At 59.8% G+C, this 24,822-nt stretch carries 20 protein-coding genes; 14 read left to right on the forward strand and 6 right to left on the reverse strand.

The genetic code is table 11. From position 1 onward, the window contains the following. The 4 genes from ACN0SC_RS07795 to ACN0SC_RS07810 all read right to left on the reverse strand — a co-directional run bounded on the left by ACN0SC_RS07795 (position 1) and on the right by ACN0SC_RS07810 (position 4,033). The gene (locus ACN0SC_RS07795) at positions 1-507 is read right to left on the reverse strand and encodes a TRAP transporter small permease (protein WP_417249098.1); all 507 of its coding nucleotides are present in this window, start codon (positions 505-507) and stop codon (positions 1-3) included. A 120-nt stretch (positions 508-627) separates the two neighbouring features. Further along, complete coding sequence (locus ACN0SC_RS07800; RefSeq protein WP_417249099.1) at positions 628-1,749, reverse strand: Gfo/Idh/MocA family protein; 1,122 nt, start codon at positions 1,747-1,749, stop codon at positions 628-630. A 24-nt stretch (positions 1,750-1,773) separates the two neighbouring features. Continuing rightward, the gene (locus tag ACN0SC_RS07805) at positions 1,774-2,829 is read right to left on the reverse strand and encodes a sugar phosphate isomerase/epimerase family protein (RefSeq protein ID WP_417249100.1); all 1,056 of its coding nucleotides are present in this window, start codon (positions 2,827-2,829) and stop codon (positions 1,774-1,776) included. A 127-nt stretch (positions 2,830-2,956) separates the two neighbouring features. After that, the gene (locus ACN0SC_RS07810) at positions 2,957-4,033 is read right to left on the reverse strand and encodes a LacI family transcriptional regulator (protein WP_417249101.1); all 1,077 of its coding nucleotides are present in this window, start codon (positions 4,031-4,033) and stop codon (positions 2,957-2,959) included. Positions 4,034-4,303: 270 nt separating this feature from the next. Here ACN0SC_RS07810 and ACN0SC_RS07815 point away from each other — a divergent pair, with 270 nt between their 5' ends. The 12 genes from ACN0SC_RS07815 (at position 4,304) to ACN0SC_RS07870 (ending at position 19,225) form a co-directional block, all read left to right on the forward strand. After that, complete coding sequence (locus ACN0SC_RS07815) at positions 4,304-5,536, forward strand: ABC transporter substrate-binding protein (RefSeq protein WP_417249102.1); 1,233 nt, start codon at positions 4,304-4,306, stop codon at positions 5,534-5,536. 101 nt (positions 5,537-5,637) lie between these two features. After that, positions 5,638-6,555 carry a carbohydrate ABC transporter permease gene (locus tag ACN0SC_RS07820; RefSeq protein WP_417249103.1) on the forward strand — a complete coding sequence of 306 codons (918 nt, stop codon included), beginning with the start codon at positions 5,638-5,640 and terminating at the stop codon, positions 6,553-6,555. Beyond that, complete coding sequence (locus ACN0SC_RS07825) at positions 6,548-7,474, forward strand: carbohydrate ABC transporter permease (RefSeq protein ID WP_417249104.1); 927 nt, start codon at positions 6,548-6,550, stop codon at positions 7,472-7,474. Before ACN0SC_RS07820 ends, ACN0SC_RS07825 begins: the two co-directional genes overlap by 8 nt. A gap of 5 nt (positions 7,475-7,479) precedes the next feature. After that, positions 7,480-8,559 (forward strand): ABC transporter ATP-binding protein, encoded by a 1,080-nt coding sequence (locus tag ACN0SC_RS07830; RefSeq protein ID WP_417249105.1) that lies wholly within the window; start codon positions 7,480-7,482, stop codon positions 8,557-8,559. 274 nt (positions 8,560-8,833) lie between these two features. Then, the gene (locus ACN0SC_RS07835; protein WP_417249106.1) at positions 8,834-11,275 is read left to right on the forward strand and encodes a beta-mannosidase; all 2,442 of its coding nucleotides are present in this window, start codon (positions 8,834-8,836) and stop codon (positions 11,273-11,275) included. Next, positions 11,272-11,961, forward strand: coding sequence for a D-lyxose/D-mannose family sugar isomerase (locus ACN0SC_RS07840; protein WP_417249107.1), 690 nt, complete (start codon positions 11,272-11,274; stop codon positions 11,959-11,961). Before ACN0SC_RS07835 ends, ACN0SC_RS07840 begins: the two co-directional genes overlap by 4 nt. A gap of 67 nt (positions 11,962-12,028) precedes the next feature. Next, on the forward strand, positions 12,029-12,784 hold the full coding sequence (locus ACN0SC_RS07845; protein WP_417249108.1) for a sugar phosphate isomerase/epimerase family protein: 756 nt from the start codon (positions 12,029-12,031) through the stop codon (positions 12,782-12,784). A 23-nt stretch (positions 12,785-12,807) separates the two neighbouring features. Next, positions 12,808-13,947, forward strand: a complete 1,140-nt coding sequence (locus tag ACN0SC_RS07850; RefSeq protein WP_417249109.1) for a Gfo/Idh/MocA family protein — start codon at positions 12,808-12,810, stop codon at positions 13,945-13,947. A 180-nt stretch (positions 13,948-14,127) separates the two neighbouring features. Next, a complete protein-coding gene (gene mgrA / locus ACN0SC_RS07855) occupies positions 14,128-15,171 on the forward strand; it encodes an L-glyceraldehyde 3-phosphate reductase (protein WP_417249110.1) in 1,044 nt (347 codons plus the stop codon). Positions 15,172-15,334: 163 nt separating this feature from the next. Then, a complete protein-coding gene (locus ACN0SC_RS07860) occupies positions 15,335-16,951 on the forward strand; it encodes a glycoside hydrolase family 43 protein (RefSeq protein WP_417249111.1) in 1,617 nt (538 codons plus the stop codon). 104 nt (positions 16,952-17,055) lie between these two features. Further along, positions 17,056-17,898 (forward strand): TolB family protein, encoded by an 843-nt coding sequence (locus ACN0SC_RS07865; RefSeq protein WP_417249112.1) that lies wholly within the window; start codon positions 17,056-17,058, stop codon positions 17,896-17,898. After that, positions 17,876-19,225 (forward strand): cytochrome-c peroxidase, encoded by a 1,350-nt coding sequence (locus ACN0SC_RS07870; RefSeq protein WP_417249113.1) that lies wholly within the window; start codon positions 17,876-17,878, stop codon positions 19,223-19,225. Before ACN0SC_RS07865 ends, ACN0SC_RS07870 begins: the two co-directional genes overlap by 23 nt. A gap of 6 nt (positions 19,226-19,231) precedes the next feature. Here ACN0SC_RS07870 and ACN0SC_RS07875 read toward each other — a convergent pair whose 3' ends face one another. Both ACN0SC_RS07875 and ACN0SC_RS07880 read right to left on the reverse strand, forming a co-directional pair. Beyond that, positions 19,232-20,752 (reverse strand): CRTAC1 family protein, encoded by a 1,521-nt coding sequence (locus tag ACN0SC_RS07875; protein WP_417249114.1) that lies wholly within the window; start codon positions 20,750-20,752, stop codon positions 19,232-19,234. Then, the gene (locus tag ACN0SC_RS07880; protein ID WP_417249115.1) at positions 20,749-22,023 is read right to left on the reverse strand and encodes an ROK family protein; all 1,275 of its coding nucleotides are present in this window, start codon (positions 22,021-22,023) and stop codon (positions 20,749-20,751) included. Before ACN0SC_RS07880 ends, ACN0SC_RS07875 begins: the two co-directional genes overlap by 4 nt. A 257-nt stretch (positions 22,024-22,280) precedes the next feature. Here ACN0SC_RS07880 and xylF point away from each other — a divergent pair, with 257 nt between their 5' ends. Beyond that, the gene (xylF, locus tag ACN0SC_RS07885; protein WP_417249116.1) at positions 22,281-23,309 is read left to right on the forward strand and encodes a D-xylose ABC transporter substrate-binding protein; all 1,029 of its coding nucleotides are present in this window, start codon (positions 22,281-22,283) and stop codon (positions 23,307-23,309) included. Positions 23,310-23,525: 216 nt separating this feature from the next. After that, positions 23,526-24,821, forward strand: coding sequence for a sugar ABC transporter permease (locus tag ACN0SC_RS07890; protein ID WP_417249117.1), 1,296 nt, complete (start codon positions 23,526-23,528; stop codon positions 24,819-24,821). Position 24,822 lies beyond the last annotated feature (1 nt).

Raw genomic sequence — 24,822 nt, forward strand, 5'->3', positions numbered from 1 at the left:
TCACGCCTCCTGTCCGATAAGGCGCCGCGTGGCGCGCCAGACGCAGAAGAGCGCGACGATCATCCCGACGACACAGGCCAGAGCCGCGCCGCGATAGCCCCAGACCAGCGGAATTTGCAGGATGAAGGTCGTCTCGCCATAGGCCGCCTTGTCCAGCATCCCCAGCCACAGCCGCCACAGCACCAGCCCTGCGAACACCGCCATCAGCAGGTTGGCGATCACGTCGAGCAGACGATTGCCGAAGTCGCCATAGAGGCGGCGGAACACATCGACGCGGGCATGGGCGCGGGTGAATTGCGCGTAGGGCAGGGTGGTGAAGACTGCGAAACCGATGCCGATCTCGACCATCTCGATATCACCAGGCACGGGGCCAAGCCCGATCCCGTCAAGCGCGCGTCCCGTCACGGAGACAACAGTGAGGCCGATCACGGCGAAAAGCATCACGCCGCCCGCAATCGCCATCCATCGCGCCAGTGCGGACACCGCCTTTTGAGCCGTCCAATACATTGTCCTCTCCCTGCCTTTGGGCACGTCAATACCCAGCCCTCCGCGCAGCCTCAACGAAAAAGACCGAACAGGCGTGGCCCGTCCGGTCTTCATTGCTGTTAAAATACTCGGTTTCGACGCTTAAAGCGTCACCCAAGCCCCGTCTTTATCGGAACTGTCGATGCAGGCGGCGATGAATTTCATCCCCAGAATGCCATCCTCGATACCAGGGGTGTGACCGCCACCAGCCTCGCCCGCGCGGATCATTTCGGCGGCGTCCTTGTAGATCGTGGCGAAGCCCTCAAGGTAGCCCTCGGGGTGGCCAGGCGGCACGCGAAGTGCCTGTTCGGAGCCGATCTTCTGTGCCCCGCCACGCGTGAGGATCTGCTTGGGTTCACCGAAGGGCGTGTAGGTCATCACGTTGGGATTTTCCTGATGCCATTCGATCCCGCCCTTGTCGCCATAGATGCGCAGGGAGAGGCCGTTCTCATTACCCACGGCCACTTGGCTGGCCCAGAGCGTGCCCTTTGCCCCGCCTTTGAAGCGGAAGCGGCATTCGACATTGTCATCCACCTGACGCCCCTCGACGAAGGAAGTCAGATCAGCGGACATTTTCTCCACTTCCAACCCCGTCACAAAGGAGGCGAGGTTGAAGGCGTGGGTGCCGATGTCGCCGACACAGCCGCCCGCGCCCGACCGCTTGGGATCGGTGCGCCATGCGGCCTGTTTGTTGTCGGGGTCGGCTTCTTCGGTGAGCCAGTCCTGAATGTATTCCACGGCGACGAAACGCAGCGTGCCAAGCGCGCCGCTTTCGACCATTTCACGCGCCTGACGGATCAGCGGGTAGCCCGTGTAGTTGTGGGTCAGGATGAACTGCTTGCCCGATTTGGCGACGGCGGCGGCGATGCGTTCGCCGTCCTCCACTGTATGCGCCAGCGGCTTGTCACAGATCACGTTGATCCCCGCCTCAAGGAAGGCGATGGCGGGGCCTGCGTGCATGTGGTTGGGGGTAACGATGGCCACCGCGTCGATGCCGTCCTCGCGGGCGGCTTCGGCCTTGGCCATCTCTTCGTAGGAGCCATAGGAGCGGTCAGCCGCGATGCCGAGATCGGCAGCCGATGCTGCGGCACGTTCGGGGTCGGAGCTCAGCGCCCCTGCGACCAGTTCCCATTCGCCGTCGATGCGGCTTGCGATGCGGTGGACGCCGCCGATGAACGCGCCACGTCCCCCGCCGACCATGCCGAGTTTCAGTTTCTGATGCATGATTGTCTCCCTGTTTCCCGTGTCTTACAGGCCGAGCATACGGTTGATCTGTTCCTTGTCGACGCCTGCGGATGCGAAGTCGTCGAAGGTTTTGTCAGTCAACTCGATGATGTGTTTCTCGATGAAGGGTGCGCCTTCTGCGGCCCCTTGTTCGGGCGATTTCAGGCAGCATTCCCACTCCAGCACGGCCCAAGAGTCGTAGCCGTATTGCGCCAGTTTGGAGAAGATGGCGGAGAAATCGACCTGACCGTCGCCCAAGGAGCGGAAGCGGCCCGCGCGTTCGGTCCAACCCTGATAGCCCGAATAGACCCCTTGGCGACCATCGGGATTAAACTCGGCATCCTTGACGTGATAGGCGCAGATGCGGTCGTGGTAGAGATCGATAAACTGAAGGTAATCGAGCTGTTGCAGCAGGAAGTGCGAGGGATCGTAGTTGATCTGCGCGCGCTCGTGACCGTTCAAAGCGTCGACGAACATCTCGAAAGTCGCGCCGTCGAAGACATCCTCACCCGGGTGGATTTCATAACCGACGTTGACGCCATGTTCCTCGTAAACGTCGAGGATCGGTTTCCAACGGCGGGCGAGTTCCGCGAAGGCTTCTTCGATGAGGCCTGCGGGACGCTGCGGCCACGGGTAGAGGTAGGGGAAGGCCAGCGAGCCAGTGAAGGACACGGAGTTGTCGAGGCCGAATTTGCGGCTGATCTTCGCGACCTTGGTCACTTGGTCCACGGCCCATTCCTGACGGGCCTTGGGATTCTTGTGGACTTTTTCGGGCGCGAAGGCGTCGAAAGCCTCGTCATAGGCGGGGTTCACGGCGACAAGCTGGCCCTGAAGGTGGGTGGACAGTTCGGTGATCTCCACACCCGCGTCCGCGCAGATGCCTTTCACCTCGTCAACATAGGTGTCGGACTCGTACGCCTTGTCGAGGTCGAACAGGCGCCCGTCGAATGTTGGGATCTGCACACCTTTATAGCCAAGGCCCGCCGCCCATTTGGTGATGTTTTCAAGGTTGTTGAACGGGGCATCGTCGCCCGCGAACTGTGCGAGGAACAGGGCTGGGCCCTTCATGGTCTTCGGCATGTATCTCTCTCCCTAGGTGTCGATATGTAATCGTTTACATCTGGCCGCATCATGGGGTGAAATGCGCTGCATTCCAAGCCCTGTTTTCGCTGCGGGCGCGTGTGATGTTAGCGGTCACAGTAAGAAGTCATTTGGAGGTGTTCACGCCCGTTTTATGCAAAAGGGGGTCGTCAAATTCGGGGACCTCCAATTTTTGCAGCGGCGCGGATTGGGGTTTATCGATGGCTTGAAGTACGGCGCGTGCTAGCCATTGACCCGTATCGGACATGTTTTCGCGCACGGAAATGGTCCCGCGGCGGAAGCGGCTCAGAAGGGGTGAGGATTCCTTGGAGAAGGCGTCGAAATTCTCCCCAAGCACCTTTCCGCATTCCTCCGCTGTGACCACGGCGGCCATGGTTGCGGTGGTCGAGCCGCAGAAGAGCGCGTCGATTTCGGGATGGCGTGTGATGGCGCCGCGCACCGAAGTGGCGATGTCTTCGGAGGGGCTGTCGGAAGTGACGTCTTGCAAGGCGAGGCGCTTCATTCCGACCCGCTCACAGGTCTCGCGCGTGCCTTTGATGATTGCACGGCCATAGCTCTGATAGGGCGGAGGGGCGATGACCAGCACGCATTTGCGACCGCGACGGGCGAGGGCCTCGATGCCCAGTTGGGCGAAACGTTCGTTGTCGAAGTCATAATAGGGGTGCTGATCCGACCAATTGGTGCGCCCGTGGGTGGCGAAGGGAAATTCCTTCTCCATAAGATAGGCGATGCGCGGATCTTCTGGTTCGGTCTGGTTGAGGATAATGGCATCGGCGGAGCGTGTCTCGACGACATAGCGCACGGGAACCATAGGATCTTCGTCAGGGAAATAGGGCGTGACCACGAGGTGATAGGGGGTATGGCGCAAGCCGCCTGCAACCGAAGAGATGAGTTGCGCGGTGTGGTTCATGATGTCGTGCTCGGTGGTCATGACCAGCGAGATGACATTGGTCTTTCCTGTGCGCAGGCGCACACCCGCGCGATTGGGGAAATAGCCCACCGTATCGGCACATGCGCGCACGCGGGCTTTGGTCTTGGCCGAGATGTCGGGGGCATCATTGAGCGCGCGGCTCACTGTGGCAACGGCCAGACCGGTGATGCGCGAAATGGTCTTGAGTGTCGGGCGCTCACCCGGTGTCAGACCGATATCGGATCGGGGGGGATTGGACTGTGACTCACTCATGTCTGTTTTCTCCGATTCGAGCCGATTCTACTGATTGATTCGTGAAGAATCTCCCGAAAAGAGTGGCCGTTTCTCCGTTGGGAGTTTGCGCTAACGGGTTGAAAGTTAGCGCTAACTCACAATTCGCGTTCTTTTTTCTTGTGTGGGCGAAATTGGCTGACATACTGCCAACTATAGGCTCGCGACCGCCTTTTAGCTAGCGTGTTCGCGAAATCTATAACGTTACAGGGGAGACTGTAACGTTTACGTAATCTAGGGAGGACTACCTAAATGAAACTTGCAAAAGCGCTCCTGGGCGCCACCGCGATCACCGCTGCGGCATCCGCTGCTCACGCTGTCGATCTCGAAGTGACTCACTGGTGGACGTCGGGCGGTGAAGCGGCTGCGGTTGCTGAATTCGCCAAAGCGTTCAACGAGAAAACCGACCACAATTGGGTTGATGGCGCGATCGCCGGCGGCGGCAGCACTGCCCGCCCGATCATGATTTCCCGCATCCTCGGCGGCGATCCGATGGCTGCGACACAGTTCAACCACGGTCGTCAGGCACAAGAGTTGATCGAAGCTGGCCTCATGCTCGACCTCACCGATGTTGCCGAGGCTGAAGGTTGGAAAGACGTCGTTCACCCCTCGTCTTTGCTCGACAGCTGTACCGTCGACGGCAAGATCTACTGTGCGCCTATCAACATCCACTCCTGGCAGTGGCTGTGGCTCAACAACAGCGCGTTCGAGAAAATCGGCAAGCCTGTTCCGTCCAACTGGGATGAATACGTTGCTGCCATGCCTGAGCTCGAAGAAGCAGGCATCGTTCCGCTCGCAATGGGGGGCCAGCCTTGGCAGTCTTCCGGCGCATTCGGCGTGATGGCCATTGCTCTTGCTGGCCCTGAAGCATGGCTTGCTGTGAACAAAGACAAAGATGCAGACGTTGCTTCTGGTGACGCCTACGCAAAAGTCTTTGAAGCTGCTGCTGCCGCACGTGAATACTCCAAGAACACCAACGTGCAGGACTGGAACCAGGCCACGGCTATGGTGATTGAGGGCACGGCTGCGGGTCAAATCATGGGCGACTGGGCGCAGGGCGAATTCGCTGTGGCCGAAAAAGTTGCAGGCACCGATTACACCTGTCTTCCAGGTCTGGGTGTGAACGAGCTGATCGATACTGCGGGTGATGCGTTCTACTTCCCCAAGAACGACGATCCTGAGATTGAAGCCGCACAAAAAGAACTCGCAGCTCTGATGCTGTCCAAAGAAGTTCAGGTTGCCTTCAACCTCAAGAAAGGGTCGCTTCCTGTTCGCGGCGATGTGGACCTTTCCGCAGCTAACGATTGCATGAAAAAAGGTCTGAAGATCCTCGCAGACGGCAACACTGTGCCTTCTGGCGATATGCTTCTTTCGCCTGACACCTCCGGTCAGATCGAAGACCTGATGACCGAATTCTGGTCCTCCGATCTTTCTGCGGCTGACGCACAGGCGCGTTACGCGGAAATCATCGCGGACGCTGACTGATCGTTTAGGGTCCGGCGACCTTCGCGGTTGCCGGACCCGTTTTCTTTGCGCGATTGACAAGAGGGTAATCCCGGATTGCGCGAACGGGGGAGTATCCAGCTATGGCTGTGACCGACAACGGGCAGATGCGTGGCGCCAAGCCGCCAATCCGTCTTTTCAAAAATCTCAGTGCGAAAATCGCCGCACTCCCGATGATCCTGACGGCCACCGTCATTTTCGTCGGCTGTTCTATCTGGACCATCGTCCATTCATTCACCAACTCGCGGCTCCTGCCCAAGCTCAACTTTGTAGGGCTTGATCAATACGAGCGCCTCTGGGGATCGGCACGTTGGGTTCAGTCTGTGGAAAATCTCGTGATTTTCGGGATTTGTAGTCTGATCTTCACCTTTGTCATTGCTTTTGTTCTTGCCGCGCTTCTGGATCGCAAAATTCGGTTCGAGAATGCGTTCCGCACGATTTTCCTCTATCCCTTCGCGCTGTCCTTCATTGTGACGGGGCTTGTGTGGCAGTGGATTTTGAACCCCGAGTTCGGCATTCAGGCCATCGTGCGCGGTCTTGGCTGGCAGAGCTTCACATTCGATCCGCTTTATAACGCCGACATCGTGATCTTCGGGATTCTGATTGCTGGTCTGTGGCAGGGCACGGGGCTGATCATGTGCATCATGCTCGCGGGGCTGCGCGGTATCGACGAGGACATCTGGAAAGCTGCCAAGGTTGACGGCATCGGCACGGTCAAGACCTACCTCCTGATCATCATCCCGATGCTCAAGCCTGTCTTCGTGACCTCGCTGGTTCTGATCTCTGCGGGGATCATCAAGGTCTACGACCTCGTTGTGGCCCAAACCTCCGGCGGTCCAGGGATCGCCTCGGAAGTGCCAGCCAAATACGTCTATGACCAGCTTTTCCAACGCCAGAATCTCGGGCAGGGCTTTGCCGCCTCGACGATGATGCTGGCGATGGTGGTCGTGGTTCTCATTCCATATGTTTACCTTCAATACGGGGGCAAGAAAAATGACTGATGCAGCCACGATTGCTCCAAATGCCGCGCCACGCACGCTTGACGGTCCGATCGGCCCCAAGCCAAAGCGCCGCTTCACGCCCGCCAACATCATGATCTACGGCACCTTGTTGGTGTTCTCGGTCTATTACCTGCTTCCACTGTGGGTGATGTTGGTGACATCTTTGAAAGATATGGACGAGGTGCGTCAGGGCGCGACCTTCTCGCTGCCGAAAGATCCGACCTTCGCCCCTTGGGTGAAAGCATGGGCGGAGGCTTGTACAGGGATCAACTGTGACGGTCTGAGCCGCGGGTTCTGGAATTCTGTGCGCATTCTGATCCCCTCGGTAATCCTGTCCATCGCCGTGGCATCCGTATCGGGCTATGCGCTGTCCTTCTGGCGCTTCAAGGGCTCTGAGATGTTCTTCAACGTCCTGATCATCGGTGCCTTCATCCCCTACCAGATCATGCTCTATCCGATCGTGATCATCCTGCGGGAATTGGGCATCTATGGCTCCCTGCCTGGTTTGGTTCTGGTGCATATGATCTTCGGTATGCCGATCAACACGCTGCTCTTCCGCAACTATTTTGCCTCTGTGCCGATGGAGTTGTTCAAGGCTGCGCGTGTGGATGGTGCAGGTTTCTGGCAGATCTTCTTCCAGATCATGCTGCCCATGTCGCTGCCGATCTTTGTTGTGTCGATGATCATTCAGGTGACGGGTATCTGGAACGACTTCCTGTTCGGTGTGGTCTACACCAAGCCGGCTGTCTATCCGATGACCGTTCAGCTCAATAACATCGTGAACTCGGTGCAAGGGGTCAAAGAGTATAACGTCAACATGGCGGCCACTCTCATCACCGGCCTTGTCCCGCTCATCATCTACTTCGTTTCCGGCAAGCTGTTCGTTCGCGGCATCGCCGCTGGCGCCGTGAAAGGCTAAGACATATGACAAACGACAACATTTCCGTATCTGTGCGTAACCTCGATCTGAGCTTCGGTTCGGTGAAGGTGCTCAAGAACCTCAACATCGACATCGAGAAGGGCGAGTTCCTCGTCCTGCTCGGCTCCTCGGGCTGCGGTAAATCCACACTGCTCAACTGCATCGCGGGTCTCCTTGAAGTTTCGGGCGGCCAGATCTTCATCGGTGACAAGAACGTCACTTGGGCGGAACCTTCGGAGCGGGGCATCGGCATGGTGTTCCAATCCTACGCGCTCTATCCGCAGATGACCGTGCGGGGGAACCTCTCCTTCGGCCTCAAGAACGCGCGCGTTCCCAAGGACGAGATCGAGAAGCGGGTGGCGCGTGCCGCCGAAATCCTCCAGATGGAAGAGCTTCTGGACCGCAAGCCCGGCGCTCTGTCGGGTGGTCAACGCCAGCGTGTCGCCATTGGTCGCGCGCTTGTTCGGGACGTGGACGTGTTCCTCTTTGACGAGCCGCTCTCCAACCTCGATGCCAAGCTGCGCACCGATCTGCGTGTGGAGCTCAAGCAGCTTCACCAGAACCTCAAGAACACCATGATCTACGTGACCCACGACCAGATCGAGGCTCTGACGCTGGCTGATCGTATCGCGATCATGAAGGATGGTCTGATCCAGCAGCTCGACACGCCGCATGGCATCTATGACAAGCCGCGCAACAAATACGTGGCCGACTTCATCGGTTCGCCGTCGATGAACTTCATCGAAGGTGACGTCGACGGTGGCGTGTTCTCCGCAGGTGATCTAAAAATCGACCTCAAGGGCTACGAATTTACGCCCGCGGGCAAAACGGGTGGGCCAGCATGGTTTGGCATTCGTCCCGAGCATGTCTATGTCGGTGTGGATCAGCCGTTCCAAATGGAAGTCACCGCCGAGATCGTCGAGCCGATGGGCGCCGACACTCTGGTTTGGACCCATGTTGAAGGCACTCCGTTCCGCATCCGCCTCGATGGTCAGGCGAATGTGAAAACGGGTGACAAGCTGATCGTCGGCTTCGATCCCGTACGGGCGTCGATGTTCGACAAAGCGACCGAAGAGCGGCTCTGAGCCGCACGGGTTGCCATATCAATTGCGGGGGCGTGTGAAGCGTGCCCCCGTGCAAGACCCAAAAAACTCTGGCGAGAAGATCAGGTAAACTGACACAAGAGCCGCGCACCAAAACACCACCGATGTCGTGTCGTCCCCGTCATGGGCGCTGCGATGTCACCAAGTCTTACCGCGTGATTGATCAAGCCTGCGGGCAGGTCAAACTCAAGGTACGCGTCGGACCTTTGACGTTTTCGGGTCTGTCGCGGGCTGCGCATTAATGGAAACGATATCCATGTCTTACCCATTGAATTTGCACAATAACTGGAACTTCCGTGATGATGCGGGCGAATATTCCGTCCCTGTCACTTTGCCCTTTGACGCCGTGAGCGCGTTGCACGCGGCAGGGAAGATCGCGGACCCTTATTGGGGGCGCAACGAATATGACCTGCGCTGGATCGCCGAGCGCGACTGGGTAGCCACGTCTACCTTCACGCTGGAAGAAACGGGCGTCGAATTGCTCGTCGAGGGTCTCGACGGGGTGGTCGAGGTTTTCGTCAACGGCATGCGCATTCTGGAGGCCGACAATGCCTTTCGCACATGGCGTCTCGATCTGTCGGAAGTGGCACGTGTTGGAGAAAACGACATCGAGTTGCGCTTCCGTTCGATTGTGAGCGAGGCCAACGCGCGTCAGGCGGCGCAGCAATGGCATATCCCGGGGATCGCGGATCGCGAGGACGGGACCGTGCCGATCAAGAACGGCAATATGGTGCGCAAGCCGCAGTGTGATTTCGGTTGGGACTGGAACATTGCATTGGCGCCCTTTGGCGTCACGGGCGGGCTTTCCATCGAGCCCAAGAAGGCCGCGCGCCTTGATCACGTCATGGTCGAGCAACAGCACCACGATATCGAGAGCGACAGTGTGACGGTGATCGTCACCGCCCATATCGCGGGCGATGCCGAGGGTGATACCGTTGAGATGGCTTTCGGTGGCCGCACCCGCGAGGTTCAAGTCGCAGGCCGCCTGGCGCAGGCGAAGTTCTTTGTCGAGGTGCCCGAATTTTGGTGGCCCGCAGGGCAGGGGATGCAGCCTCTCTACGATCTCGAAGTGCGTCTCGCCGAGGATGTGATCGAGAAGCGGATCGGCTTGCGCCAGATCGAATTGGTCACGCAAGAGGACGATCACGGGCTGGGCTTCAAATTCCGCGTCAACGGGCGCGACGTGTTCGCCAAAGGGGCCAACTGGATTCCCGCTGATGCGCTTTCGGGGCGCATTGACCGCGAGGCGGTGCGCGACCAGTTGCAGTCGGCTGTTGACGCCAACATGAACATGATCCGTGTCTGGGGCGGGGGACGTTACGAGCCGACATGGTTCTATGACATGTGCGACGAAATGGGGCTGATGGTCTGGCAGGACTTCATGTTCTCCTGCAATCTCTATCCTTCCGACGAGGCCTTCCTCGAAAACGTCGAGCAGGAGGTGCGCGAGAACGTGCGCCGTATGCATCACCACGCTTGTCTGGCGCTGTGGTGTGGCGACAACGAATTGGTCGGTGCGCTGACGTGGTTCAAGGAAAGCATCGAAAACCGCGACCTCTATCTCATCATGTATGACCGTCTTAACCGCACCTTGCAGACGACGCTCAAGGAGGTCGATCCGACGGCGAACTGGTGGTTCTCTTCACCCTCGTCTGGTCCGCTCAACTTCGGCGATGCGTGGCATGATGACAGCTCGGGCGATATGCACTTCTGGTCGGTCTGGCACGAGAACCGCGAGTTCGCGCATTACCGCGACGTGCGTCCGCGTTTCTGCTCGGAATTCGGGTTCCAGAGCTATCCGTCAAACAATGTGATCGAGAGCTTCTGCGGCCCTGAAGATCGCAACATCGCGGCGCCCGTTCTGGAGAGCCATCAGAAGAACGTGGGCGGCAATGAGCGGATCGCGGCAACGATGTTCCGCTACTTCCGCTTCCCCGTGGATTTCGAGAATTTCGTCTATCTCAGTCAGGTCCAACAGGGGCTTGCGATCAAGACTGCCGTGTCGTGGTGGCGCTCGCTCAAGCCGCATTGCATGGGAACGCTGATCTGGCAGCTCAACGACACGTGGCCCGTATGTTCGTGGGCCTCGCTCGACTACGGCGGCGGGTGGAAACTGCTGCACCACATGGCGGAGAAATTCTATGCGCCCGTGCTGGTGACGGTGGCGCCCGAAGAGGGCAAGGACGTGTTCAAGGTCATCAATGATGGTGCGGAAAACGTCGATGTCGCCGTGCAGGTAGCTGCCGTGAACATGGCAGGGCAGACGCGTCCCTTGGCGGATGCGACGATTTCTGCATGGCCCACGAAGGCATTGGAACTCCTGTCGCTGGAGCAAGACCTGCTGGCCGATGACGAGGTTTATGCCTTCACGTGGCAGGCCATGGATGAGGATGGTGAGGTCACGCATGGCGGTGATATCTACGCGCCGAAGCCGTGGAAAGCCTACGACCTTCTCGCGCCTAAGATCGCGCATGATGTGAAGGCGGTTGAAGGGGGCTATGAGATTACACTCACGGCGCAGGCTCTGGCGCTTTACGTCTCCTTGGAGGCGAGTGTTGCGGGACGTTTCTCGACCAATGCTTTCACCATTCTTCCCGGACAGGAGGTCAAAGTGATCTTCACGCCGAAAGACACGGAAACCACACCGGAATTCACGATCCGTGATCTGCATTCCGCCACCTACGGAGACGCAAAATGAAGCGGTCTATCGTCAACGAGATCATCGCCGAAAGCGATGCCTTCATGCGCAGCCACGGCTTCGTCATGCCGCCCTTTGCCTACCTCGATCCGAAGGGGTTGAAGGACTATGTGGCCACGGGTGGTGCGATGGTGCGCGACAATATGTTGGGTTGGGACATCACCGATTACGGTCAGGGGAATTACGAGGATCTCGGCCTCTTTCTCTTTACCGTGCGCAACGGCTCGGAGGCCAATGTGGCCAAGGGCATGGGGATGCTCTACGCCGAGAAGATGCTGATTTCCAACGAGAACCAGATCAGCCCGATGCACCATCATATCAAGAAGACCGAGGACATCATCAATCGCGGTGGTGCGCGGCTTGTTATCGAGCTGTTCACCCGCGCAGAGGATGGCTCCTGCGACCCGTCCGCGCCTGTCGAGGTGCTGACCGACGGACGGATGCGCAGGCTCAAGGCGGGCGAGCATCTCGTGCTGGAACCCGGCGAGAGCGTGACGCTTGAGCCGTGGCACTGGCATGCGTTCTGGGGCGAGGGCGGACGGGTTCTCATTGGCGAGGTTTCCAACGTCAATGACGACCGCACCGACAACATATTCCGCGAACCTATTGGGCGGTTTTCCACAATAGACGAAGACACTGATCCTACGCATCTACTCGTGTCGGATTACGAGACATGGCTCGCGTAAACGCGCGTGTCGAAGAGGTAGACTTGGCCCCGCGAAAGCTCGCGGTGGCCGTTTAAGGGAGAGAACTATGACCGACTTTTCATACCAGCTTTTTAGCTCGCGCAACTGGGGACAGGAGGAGACGCTCGATATGATCGGCGATCTCGGCTACGCCCAGTGCGAAGGCTATGGCGCCTTTTACAACGAGCTCGACCAGCTTGACGCGCTCAAGGAGCGTCTGGCCAAGAATGGTCTGCACATGAAATCGGGCCACTTCGCGCTTGATATGGTGGAGGACAACCCCGAGCGCGTTCTGCAAATCTGCCGCGAGTTGAACATCGAGCATGTCTATGTGCCATTCCTGATGCCTGACCAGCGTCCCACGGACGCCGATGGTTGGCGCGCGTTCGGCAAGCGTCTTGCGAAAGCGGGCGAGCCGATCGTAGCGGCAGGGCTGACATTCGGCTGGCACAACCACGACTTTGAATTTGTGGCGCTGCCGACAGGTGAGCTTCCCGAGGATCTGATCCTTGAGGGGGGCGATCACATCAATGTCGAACTGGACATCGCATGGGTCGTGCGCGGCGGGGCGGACCCCGTCGAGACGGTCAAGAAATACGGCAAGCGCATCACCGCGATCCACGTCAAGGATCTCGCCCCCGCAGGCGAGAAAGAGGACGAAGGCGGATGGGCCGACGCAGGCACGGGCACGATGGACTGGCCTGCGATCTGGGCTGCTGTGCAGGAACACACCTCGGCGGAGATTTTCGTGATGGAGCATGACAACCCCTCCGATCACGCACGTTTCGCCAAGACCGCCATTGCCAACGCGCGCAAATTCTAAGTCGCGTTTAAGGGAGAAAATACATGGAAAAACTAGGCGTTGGCATCATCGGATGCGGCAACATCTCAAAGGCCTATCTCGATCTGGCCCCCAACTTCAAAGCGCTCGAAGTGCGCGCTGTGGCTGATATCAACATGGACGCGGCCAAGGCGCGCGCAGCCGATTACGAGGGCGTGCGGGCAATCACCGTTGACGAGTTGATGGCGGCCGATGACGTGGATCTGATCATCAACCTGACGATCCCCGCGGCCCACTTTGAAGTGACCAAACGCGCGTTGGAGAATGGCAAGCACGCCTACTCGGAAAAGCCCTACGTTCTCAGCCTCGAAGAGGGCGAAGAGCTTCGCAAACTTGCTGAAGCAAAGGGTCTTCGCGTTGGCTCCGCGCCCGACACTTTCATGGGCGGCGCGCACCAGTTTGCACGTCACATCATCGACAGCGGACAGTTGGGTCAGATCACCTCCGGCACTTGTCACTTCATGGGGCCTGGCATGGAAATGTGGCACCCCAATCCCGACTTCTTCTTCCAGCCCGGCGGCGGTCCTGTGCTCGACATGGGACCCTATTACATCACCAACCTCGTGCAGCTGCTCGGACCGGTGAAGTCGGTTACGGCGATGTCGAACAAGGGCAAGGACAAGCGCACCATCACCACCGATTGCCCGCGTAAGGGTGAGGTGCTGGACGTGGTTGTTGACACCAATGTTCACGCGCTGGTCGAGTTTGTTTCGGGTGCCAATATCTCCATGACGCTTTCGTGGGATGTCTGGGGCCACAAGCATCAGAACATGGAGCTTTACGGCACCGAGGGTGCGATCTACGTGCCTGATCCGAACTTCTTCGGCGGGGAAGTGACCACTATCGGCACCGACTGCGAGGAAGTTGTGGAGGAGCAGTGGGATCATCCGTTCTCCATTCTCAACCACGATTTCGACAAGCCCATCCATCGCGCCAACTACCGCACCGCGGGCGTGGCTGACATGGCGCAGGCTATCGTCGAAGGGCGTCCGCATCGTTGTTCGATTGAGCTTGCCACCCATGTGATCGAGGTGCTGACTGCGATCCTCAAGTCGGGCGAGACCAACACCAATGTCGCGATGACCACGACCTGTGAACGTCCTGCGCCCGTCACTCCCGAAGAGGCGCACGCGCTTCTGGGCTAAGGCGGTCTGACTTTCCACATTGCTGGCCCGTCCCGATATCGGGGCGGGCTTTTTCATGCGCTGCGTTTCCCGTCATTTGCCTGCGTGTTTTCCGCCCTGCGCAAGGGGTGGGCGCAATCACCAGTGGCCGCAGGCCATTGATGCGCTAGAATGTCACCAAATGCATAAGGGAGAAGTTCAATGAAGCCATATGTCCCCGCCGCCGACCGATATGAAAAAATGGTTTATCGCCGCTGTGGCAATTCGGGCCTCAAGCTGCCCGCCATTTCGCTCGGCCTTTGGCACAACTTCGGAGGCGACACGCCGCACAATCTCAAACGCGAAATCCTGCGCACCGCTTTTGACCACGGCATCACCCATTTCGATCTCGCCAACAATTACGGCCCGCCTCCAGGCAGTGCCGAATTTGCCTTTGGTTCGATCCTGAAGGAAGACTTCAAAGGGCTGCGCGACGAGATGATCATCTCGTCCAAGGCGGGTTACTACATGTGGGATGGCCCCTACGGGGAGTGGGGGAGCCGCAAGAATCTCATGGCGTCCATCGACCAGTCTCTGACTCGCTTGGGGATTGATTACGTCGATATCTTCTACTCGCACCGTTTCGATCCCGACACGCCGCTTGAGGAAACCATGGGCGCGCTCGACAGCATCGTGCGTCAGGGCAAGGCGCTCTATGTGGGGATTTCGTCCTATAACTCCGACCGCACCCGCGAGGCTGTGCGTATCCTCAACGAGCTTGGCACGCCCTGCGTCATCCACCAGCCGAGCTATAACATGCTCAACCGCTGGGTCGAACGTGACGGGTTGAAAGACACTCTGCGCGAACTGGGTGTGGGGTCGATTGCCTTTACGCCGCTGGCGCAAGGGATGCTGACCAACAAGTATCTCGGCGGCATTCCCGAAGGATCGCGCGCCACACAAGGTAAGTCGCTTCTCCCCGAATTCATTTCGGATCGCACAGTGGAGAACCTCAACAAGCTCAACGATATTGCCCAGAAGCGCGGCCAGACGCTGGCGCAGATGGCGATTGCGTGGGTCTTACGCGAGGGCGGGATCACCACGGCGCTCATCGGTGCCTCCAAGCCGCAGCAGGTCATCGACTGTGTGGGTGCCGTCGGCAATCTGGAGTTCTCGGAAGAGGAGTTGAAGCTGATTGACGAATACGCGGACGAGGAGAAAATCAACCTCTGGGCCAAGTCCTCTGAGGAAAGCGGTGAATCCTAGGTTTTCGATTAATTTCGAGACTCGAAAAAATTAAATCGCGGAGCGCTGCAACCTGTGGCGCTCCGCTTTTTGATGGGGCAGTATGCCTCAGATCACGCGCGCTCAGGCCCGTGTGTGCGGGCCGATTGCCCGAAAATATATGCAGATCGCTGGAGGAGCACGCATGATCCGCAACCCTATTCTTCCTGGCTTTAACGCTGATCCGTCCTTTCTTCGTGTGGGCGATGATTACTATATCGCGACCTCGACCTTCGAGTGGTATCCAGGGGTGCAGATCCACCATTCGCGCGATCTTGTGAACTGGGAGCTTGTGAGCCGCCCACTCAACCGTGAGGCCCTGCTCGACATGCGCGGCAACCCCGATAGCTGCGGCATCTGGGCCCCTTGCCTGAGCCATGACGGGGAGAAGTTCTGGCTGGTCTATACGGATGTCAAACGTCTGGCGGGTAAGTTCAAGGACGCCCACAACTACATCACCTGTTGCGAGACCATCGACGGGGAGTGGTCGGACCCGTGGTATGTGAATTCGAGCGGCTTCGACCCGTCGCTCTTCCACGATGATGACGGCAAGAAATACTTCTTGAACATGCAGTGGAACCATCGCGGGGCGGGCACGGGCGGCAATCCCAAGCACTCTTCCTTCGATGGTATTCTCTTGCAGGAATGGTCGCCCGAGACGGGGCTGACGGGGGCGGTGAAAAACGTCTATCCGGGCACGGCGCACGGGCTCACCGAGGCGCCGCATATCTTCAAGCGCAACGGTTATTACTACATGACCACCGCCGAAGGTGGCACGGGTTATAACCATGCGGTCACGCTGGCGCGGTCCAAGTCGATCTGGGGGCCTTACGAGGATCACCCTGATCGGCACGTCATTTCGACCAAGGATGTGACGATCATCGACAGCCCGATCCAGCGCACGGGCCACGGGCAATATGTCGAGACCCCTGATGGCGAGGTCTATCACACCTTCCTGATGGGCCGCCCGATCCAGAAGAAGGGCGTGGGCGCGCTCTACTGTCCGATGGGGCGTGAGACGGGCATCGAGAAATGCGTCTGGCGTGATGACTGGCTCTATCTGGAGACGGGCGGCATGGTCCCGCGTGTCGAGCTTCCGGGGCTAGCCGATGTCGAGCCAACACCGCCGCGCGCCTCGGTCTACGACTTTGCGGGCACGGAGTTGCCTAAGGATTTCCAATGGTTGCGCCACCCGCATCCCGAACGCCTGTTCTATGTCGATGACGGGCTGCACATGATCGGACGGGAGAGTTTCGGCTCGTGGTTTGAAAACAGCCTCGTGGCGCGGCGTCAGGAGCATTTCACCTTCACCGTCGAGACCACGCTGGCGGAAGGCTATGATCCCGACACCTATCAGCAGGCGGCGGGGCTGACCTATTATTACAACACTCACAAGTTCTACAAACTTCTGGTGGGCTATGAGCCAGAGATCGGGCGTTGCGTGCAGCTTGTGGCCTGTCAGGGCGACTGGCAGCACAATGACCTGACGTGGCTCGACGACAAGTTCGCCATCGAAGACGGGGCGGTCGAGTTGAAAGTGGAAGTCGACCACGCCACCGTGCGGTTCTTCTACAAGCAGGAAGATGGCGACTGGGTCCAGATCGGCGGCGACGAGGATGCGACGCTGATCTCCGACGAGGCGGGCTTCGGCGAGCATGGTTCCTTCACGGGGGCTTTCGTCGGCGTCTATGCGATGGACATCACGGGGCAGGGCAAGGAAGCAACCTTCTCGCGCTTTGAATATCGCCCTGAAGGCGCGTAGGTTCGCCCGAGGGATTGTGACATCAGGGAAGGGCGCGCGAATACCGCGCGCCCGTTCCGCCACCTCCCGCGACCGTCGCGGAAGGGGCATATGGGAGGACAGGCATGGCCAATTGGACATCGCGGATCATGATCTACGACTTCGAGGAGGGGGCATCTTTTCCCGTTCTCGAAACAGATATGCACATTGAGGCACCCAACTGGACGCCCGATGGCGAGGCACTGATCGTCAACGGCGGCGGGCGACTGTTCTGGGTTGAACTGGATGCACCCGCGCTTGACGAGGTGGACACGGGGCTGTTGATCAAACTCAACAATGACCACGGCATCTCGCCAGATGGCAGCACGCTCATTATCTCCGATCATACGATGGGTGGTGGGTCGTCGATCTGGACGATGGACCTTGATGCAGAGGTAGCCGATCCCGTGCGCGTTACGGAGAAGACGCCGAGCTGGTGGCATGGTGTTTCGCCCGATGGCCGCACACTGGCCTATACCGCAATGCGTGAAGGGCGGTTCGGTATCTGGACCTGTCCGATTGAGGGCGGCACGGAGACATGCGTGATCGAGAGTGACCACCACTATGACGGGCCGGATTATACGCCTGACGGGCAGTGGATCTGGTTCAACTCGGAGCGGGGCGGGCCATCGTCCGACCTGTGGCGGGTGCGCGTGGATGGAAGTGATGCGCAGCAGATGACCGACGACGAGCGCGTCAACTGGTTCCCGCATCCAAGCCCTGATGGGGCCAAGGTGGTCTACCTCGCCTATCCTGCGGGGACGGAAGGGCATCCGCCCGATCTCGACGTGGAGTTGCGCCTGATCGGCCCCGAAGGTGGGACGCCCGAAACGCTTGTTTCGCTATTTGGCGGGCAGGGCACGATCAACGTGCCGTCGTGGTCGCCTGACAGCGGAGCCTTTGCCTATGTCGAATACGCCCGCAAATAGGCTGACCGCCGCGCTCGCGGCTCTCGCCTGTTTTGGCGGTGCGGCGGCGGCCGATGACCCGCGCGCCGCGCGTCTTCCCGCACCGCTGACGGATGCGGATTTCATGGTGGTGGATATGGATCAGGCGCGGCTGGGCCAGCTTCTGTTTTATGATCCGATCCTGTCGGGGAACAAGAATATCTCTTGTTCAACCTGCCACCATCCCAAGCACGGCACCTCGGACGGTCTGCCTCTGGGCATGGGCGAGGGGGGCGTGGGTTTGGGGCCTGTGCGTGTGGGCGATCCTGACAATCCTCCCGAGGCACGTATCCCGCGCAATTCGCCTACGCTCTATAACCTCGGTGCGCTGGAATACCGCGCGATGTTCCATGACGGGCGGGTGGAGACCCGCGCTGACGGCTCCCTGCGTGTGCCTATAGAAGACCCTTTCTTTGACGAGGTGTCGGGAGTTCTCGCCACGCAAGCTGCCTTTCCCGTGCTGTCGCCTGATGAAATGGCGGGGCAGGTGAACGAGAACGAGATTTCCAAAGCCGTGCGCAAGGGGCGTTTTTCGGACGAGGGTGGCGCGTGGGATCTGATTGCCAAGCGTGTGGCCGCGATCCCCACCTATGTAGAGATGTTCGCTGGGGCCTTCCCCGAGATTGCCGAAGGTCGCGAAATCCGTTTTGCCGATATTTCCAACGCCATCGCCGCCTTCATGGCCTTTGAGTTCCGTGCCGACGACAGCCCCTTTGACCGCTATTTGCGCGGGGAGGGTGAGCTCTCGGAGGAGGCGCTTGCGGGGGCGGAGCTGTTTTACGGCGATGCGGGCTGTGCCTCCTGCCATTCTGGCCCGCTTCAGACTGATCACGAATTCCACGCCATGGGCCAACCACAGTTCGGGCCGGGCAAGACCTTGCCCTTCGAGCGGGGAACGGCGGACCTCGGGCGGTTTCTGGTGACGGGGCGGGCCGACGATCTCTACGCCTTCCGCACGCCGTCCTTGCGCAATGTGACGCTGACCGCGCCCTACGGGCACACGGGAGCCTATGCGGACCTGTGGGAATTCGTCTCCGACCACGCCACCCCGCACGCGGCTTTCGAGGCGTGGCAGCGGGACTGGGTGACGATGCCCGAGATTGTGGACGTGTATGGCAAGGGCGATTGGGATGTCATGGATGACCCGCGCGAGCGCGCCGCCATTCTCGCCGCCATCGAAGTTGAGGATCGCGCCCTGAACGCCGAACAGGTCGACGCGCTGGTGGCCTTTCTACACGCGTTGGAGGATGAGCCTGAACGTCTCGGCGTGCCTGAGCAGGTGCCCTCGGGATTGCCCTTCGAGCGGTAGGCGACCCTAGCGGGTCAACTCGATCCAGCGGTTGAAGTCGGTGATTTCCCCCCAGTCGCTTTGCTCCCCGTCGGGCCATGTCACGCGCAACTGCGCCTTGACCGCATTGGCCAGACCGAAGTGCAAAGGCACCGCCGCACCCGAGACATGGCCGCCGCCGATGGTCACTTCCTGCACTTGGAGGCCGCGGTTGGTGAGGATTTCCACTGTGCTGCCGACCGCGCGAATGTTCGGGGCGGGTTGTTTGAGCGATATGGCGAGATATTGCCCCGCGCCTTCGGTGGTATTCTCGTATAGTTCCATCGGCCCGCCACGGTTCACCACCACCAGATCAAGCCGCCCGTCGCCATTGAGATCGACCAGCCCCGCGCCGCGGGATTTGGCCATAGAGGCCACGCCCGCCTCGATGGATATCTCGTCAAACCGCCCGTCCTCGCGCTGCCGCAGCAGGTTGTTGGGATCACGAGCGGCATTGCCTGGCATTTGTTCGACATTGCCCTTGGCGATGAAGAGGTCCACTCGCGCGTCATTATCAAGATCGCCCCATGCGGGATGCCACCCCGTCGAGGCGCGCCCGTCATCTCCGAGATGCGGGCGGTGCGCATAGGTGCCGATGTCATAGGGCGCGTCGGTGTAGCCGCCATCAGGCGTGCCGAACTGGAGAAGCTGGTCGCCCATGGAGGTCAGCATCACATCGGGCACAGCATCCCCGTCGATATCGCGCTCGGCAATGCCCATGCCCCACAAAGAGACCCGCCGCCATCCGTCCTCGTCACCGAGGAAGCGGTTCTCGGTGAGGTCGTAGAGTTGCTCGTAGCCGCCTTTGACGTAGTAGTGGCGGTCGTTTGAAATACGCAGCATCGGGTGCGGGTGGACGCCCTTCGAGATGAGCGCGGAGAGGGCACAAAAGCCTGGCTCTAGCGGGGTGCGCGTCCAGCCACCTCCCGCTTGCGGGCGGTGCAGCGCATTGGCGTCGCAGGCCTCAAACGGGCCGTCCTCAATGTCGCGGTTGACGTAGTTGCCCTCGAACAGGGTAGGGCGATCCGCGCCTCCTTCCCACGTGGCCGCGAAGGCGGTGGTCCAGCGGTCCGAGCCGTCAAAGCCCCACTCCGCGCTTGCGTCCTCAAAGGTGCAATCAGGCCCGCCGCGCAGGAGCATATTCGCCCCCACCTGCAACACCGCGAGGTCAAGATGTCCGTCACTGTCGATGTCGAGCGGATAGGCGCCCGTGACGCCTGTAATTTCGGGCAGGGGCGCTGCGGCGAAGGAGAGCGCACCGCCGCGCGTGGAACGGTTGACCATGAGTTGCGCGGGGTTGTCGCCGCCTGCGGCAAAGAGGTCGGGCAAACCGTCGGCGTTGCAGTCAAGCACCGCCACGCCGCCACCAACAAAATGCTCCCAGCCGCCCGTGTAGCTGTGCGCGGGCAGGGTGTCGGAGCGATCGGTGAAACGGACGGTTGGATTGGCGAACAAGGGTTGCACGAGGAGGGGGGCCGCAAGCGCGGCAATCAGGGCAGGGCGGATCATCCCAGAAGTATCTCCGTTGCATGATCGAGCGCCAAAGCCCCAGCACCCTGCGCCCAGATTAAATCGCCCCACGCATGGACCTCAACGGGTGTCGGCGGGCGGCCTGGTTTGCGGGTCAACTCGCGGAATTCGGTCAGCACTTCCTCGGCGTAGAGATAGTCGTATCTCAGACGGTCGCCCGACAACAGGATCAGGGCGGGGTCGAAGAGGGTGACGATATTCGCCAGCCCCGAGGCCAGATAACGGCCCGCGCGTGAGAAGATCGCCTTGGCCGCCGCGTCGCCGCTTTTGGCGCGGGCGAACATGGTCTCAAGCATGTCATTATAGGGAATGGCCTCGCCCGTTGTCGGCTGGTTGAGCACCACATGGGCCTCGCGCACCAAGGCATAGTCGGCGACATAGGCCTCAAGACATCCGCGCTTTCCACAGCGGCACAATGCGCCATCCATTTGCACATTGATATGGCCCAGTTCCATACCATGCCCCATGCCGCCCCGTTGCAGCGTCTGGTTCAGCACGAAGCCTATGCCCACGCCGTGTTCGATGGAGACCACAGCAAAGTTGTCGAGTTCGCGCCCCACACCGAACCACAACTCGGCCAGCGCCAGAAGGTTGGCGTCGTTGTCGATGGTCACGGGCACGTTGATGCGCTCGGCCAGTATCTCGCGCAGAGCCACGTCGGCCTCTTCCATAAAGGGACACCAGATGACGCGCCCAGCCTTGTGGTCGACCATCCCCGGCGCTCCGATGGCGAGCGAAGAGAGTTGGCTGCGTTCGATGCCAGCATTGGCAAGCGCCACATCAACGGTGGTTTCGATCTCGTCGAGGATCTCTTGCGTGCTGCGGCGTTGCGGCGGAGCGGGGAGGCTGGCGCTGCCGATCCGCTGGCCAGCCATGTCGAGCACAACGGCGGTGTTCACGCGGTCGGAAATCTTGATCCCGATCACCGCACCCGCGCGGCCTTCGATACGCAGGCCCACGGGCGGACGTCCGCGTGCACTGTCGCCATCGCGGCGTGGCAGTTCGGTCTCAGATATCAATCCCGCAGCAATCAACTCGGTGGACAGCGTCGTGACGGTTGCGGGCGAAATGCTCAGCTGCTTTGCGATGTCCACGCGGGCGATCACACCCGCCGCGCGAATGGTTTCGTAAAGCTGACGCCGCAGGGGGCGCACGAGTGTTTCTGTGGGGCCCGCCACGGGACCACAGCCAGACACAGGGTCCAGCGAGAGGTCGCGAACGCTCGTATTTTTCGTCTCCCGATCGGGCATGTGAAATTTCACCAACTTAACAATAGGGTGGATGCTCTTCGTTAAATGCGGCTTATTGCGGCATTAAAGCAACATCGTTGCGCGTGAATCTAGCAAGGTTTTCACGATGTGGCCAATATTTTATTTTGCGACCGAATTAAAATATGCCATCATGATCCTGCCCGACGACTCGGGTGTCCGCGTGTGGCTTGTGCTTTCATTATTTGTGGAGGTGTCGGGTTACGGTTTTCTCGCGGATTTCAATTGGGAGGATATCAATGCGTAAATCCATGTTAATGGCGGCAACCATCGTTGCTGCCGGCTTCACCACCACCGCTTTCGCTGCTGACCTGACGGTCGGTGTGAGCTGGTCCAACTTTCAAGAAGAGCGCTGGAAAACCGACGAGGCCGCGATCAAGGAAGCCCTTGATGCCGCTGGCGCCGAATACGTGTCCGCCGACGCGCAGTCGTCCTCGGCCAAGCAGCTTTCCGACATCGAATCCCTGATTGCACAAGGCGTCGACGCACTCATTGTGCTTGCGCAAGACACGCAGGCCGTGATCCCCGCTGTTCAGGCTGCCGCTGACGAGGAAATCCCCGTTATTGCCTATGACCGTCTGATCGAGGACGACCGCGCCTTCTACCTGACCTTTGATAACGTCGAGGTTGGCCGCATGCAGGCGCGTGCCGTGTTCGAGGCACAGCCCACGGGCAACTACGTCATGATCAAAGGTTCCCCGACCGACCCGAACGCAGACTTCCTGCGTGGCGGTCAGCAAGAGGTGCTGCAAGCGGCAATCGATGCGGGTGATATCACCATCGTGGGCGAGGCCTATACCGATGGCTGGCTGCCTGCCAACGCGCAGCGTAACATGGAGCAGATCCTGACCGAGGCCGACAACAATGTAGACGCTGTTGTGGCTTCCAATGACGGCACCGCAGGTGGTGTAGTTGCTGCTCTGACCGCGCAAGGTATGCAGGGCATTCCCGTGTCGGGTCAGGATGGCGACCACGCCGCTCTGAACCGTGTGGCACAGGGCACGCAAACGGTCTCCGTTTGGAAAGACGCGCGTGAGCTTGGCAAGAACGCCGCCAAGATCGCTGTCTCGCTGGCCAACGGCACCGCGCCGACGGACATTGAAGATGCGGTGAAATTCACCACGCCCGGCGGCAACGAGATGGACGCCGTGTTCCTCAAGCCCGTCCCCGTGACCGCCGACAACCTGTCTGTTGTGGTTGATGCTGGTTGGATCACCCAAGAGGCGCTTTGCCAAGGCGTCGAAAACGGTCCGGCACCTTGTAACTAAGGCCCGGAGCCCGATTTCGATTGGGAAATAGGGTGCCCCTTTCCGCCACGCGGGAGGGGGCATTCTTTCGAGGCCGCCGTCACAGGAACGGCAACGCGCGCGGGGCTGCGCGCGATGTGAGGCACCCTTCGGGTTGAGCCTCGATACGGAAACTCGGAACTGGATCGGGCGGGCAGAAACGGACCGCTTCATCCATCCCCTGAAAGGGAAAACCATATGGCAGATCAAGCGCAAGACACGCGGGGCGTCACGCCGAAGAGGGGTCTTATGGCCCAACTCGAATTTGACACCCGTTTGCTGGGTATGATCGGGGCGCTCGTCGTGATCGCTCTGGTCTTCAACGTATTCACCGACGGCCGTTTTCTCTCGGCCCGTAACATTTTCAACCTCACGATCCAGACGGTTTCTGTGGCCATCATGGCGACGGGCATGGTCTTTGTCATCGTGACGCGCCACATCGACCTCTCCGTGGGCGCGGTGCTGGCTATTTCCTCGGCGATGATGGCGATGATGCAGGCACGCTGGCTGCCTGGCTGGGGTGTTGAGCTCGGCTCGCCCGTGATTGCACCCGTTGCCATGCTGACAGGGCTGGCCGTGGGCACCGTGATCGGGGCTTTCAACGGCTGGCTGATCGGCTACCAACGCATTCCGGCCTTTATCGTCACGCTCGGTGGCTTTCTGGTGTGGCGCTATGCGGGGTGGTATCTGACCTCGGGCCAGACCATCGCGCCGCTCGACGGCACCTTCATCATCTTCGGCGGCGCCGAAGGGACATTGGGGGAGACATGGAGCTGGATTGTCGGTGTGCTGGCCGCTACCGCCGCAGTTTATGGTGTATGGCAGGCCCGTCAAAATCGCCTGCGCCACGATTTCCCGCTCAAGCCGCTATGGGCCGAGTTTACGCTTGCGGGCACCGCGGTTGCGGTGATCCTCGGCTTTGTCTGGATCCTCAATTCCTATGACATTCCCAAAGGCAAGCTGCGCCGTATGTTCGAGGCGCGCGGCGAGGTGATGCCCGATGGCTTGTCCATTGGCCACGGGCTGCCGATCTCGGTGCTGATCCTGATCGTTGTGGCGATCACCATGACCATCATCGCGCAGCGCACGCGGTTGGGGAAATACATCTTCGCCACGGGCGGCAATCCCGATGCGGCGGAACTGTCGGGCATCAATACGCGCTTTCTGACCGTGAAGGTCTTTGCGCTCATGGGCTTCTTGTGCGGCCTGTCGGCCATCGTGGCGCAGGCACGCCTGCAAAGCCACGCCAACGACATCGGCACGCTCGACGAGTTGCGTGTCATCGCGGCCGCCGTGATCGGCGGGACCGCGCTTTCTGGCGGGGCAGGGACGATCTACGGCGCCATTCTTGGTGCGGTCATCATGCAGTCGCTCACCAGCGGCATGGGCATGGTGGGCGTCGATAGCCCGCTGCAAAACATCGTGGTCGGCTCTGTTCTGGTGCTGGCCGTGTGGATCGACATTCAGTATCGCAAACGTGCGGGAGTGAAGTGAT

Source organism: Celeribacter sp. (assembly GCF_048261515.1).
In the GTDB taxonomy this organism is placed as follows: domain Bacteria; phylum Pseudomonadota; class Alphaproteobacteria; order Rhodobacterales; family Rhodobacteraceae; genus Celeribacter.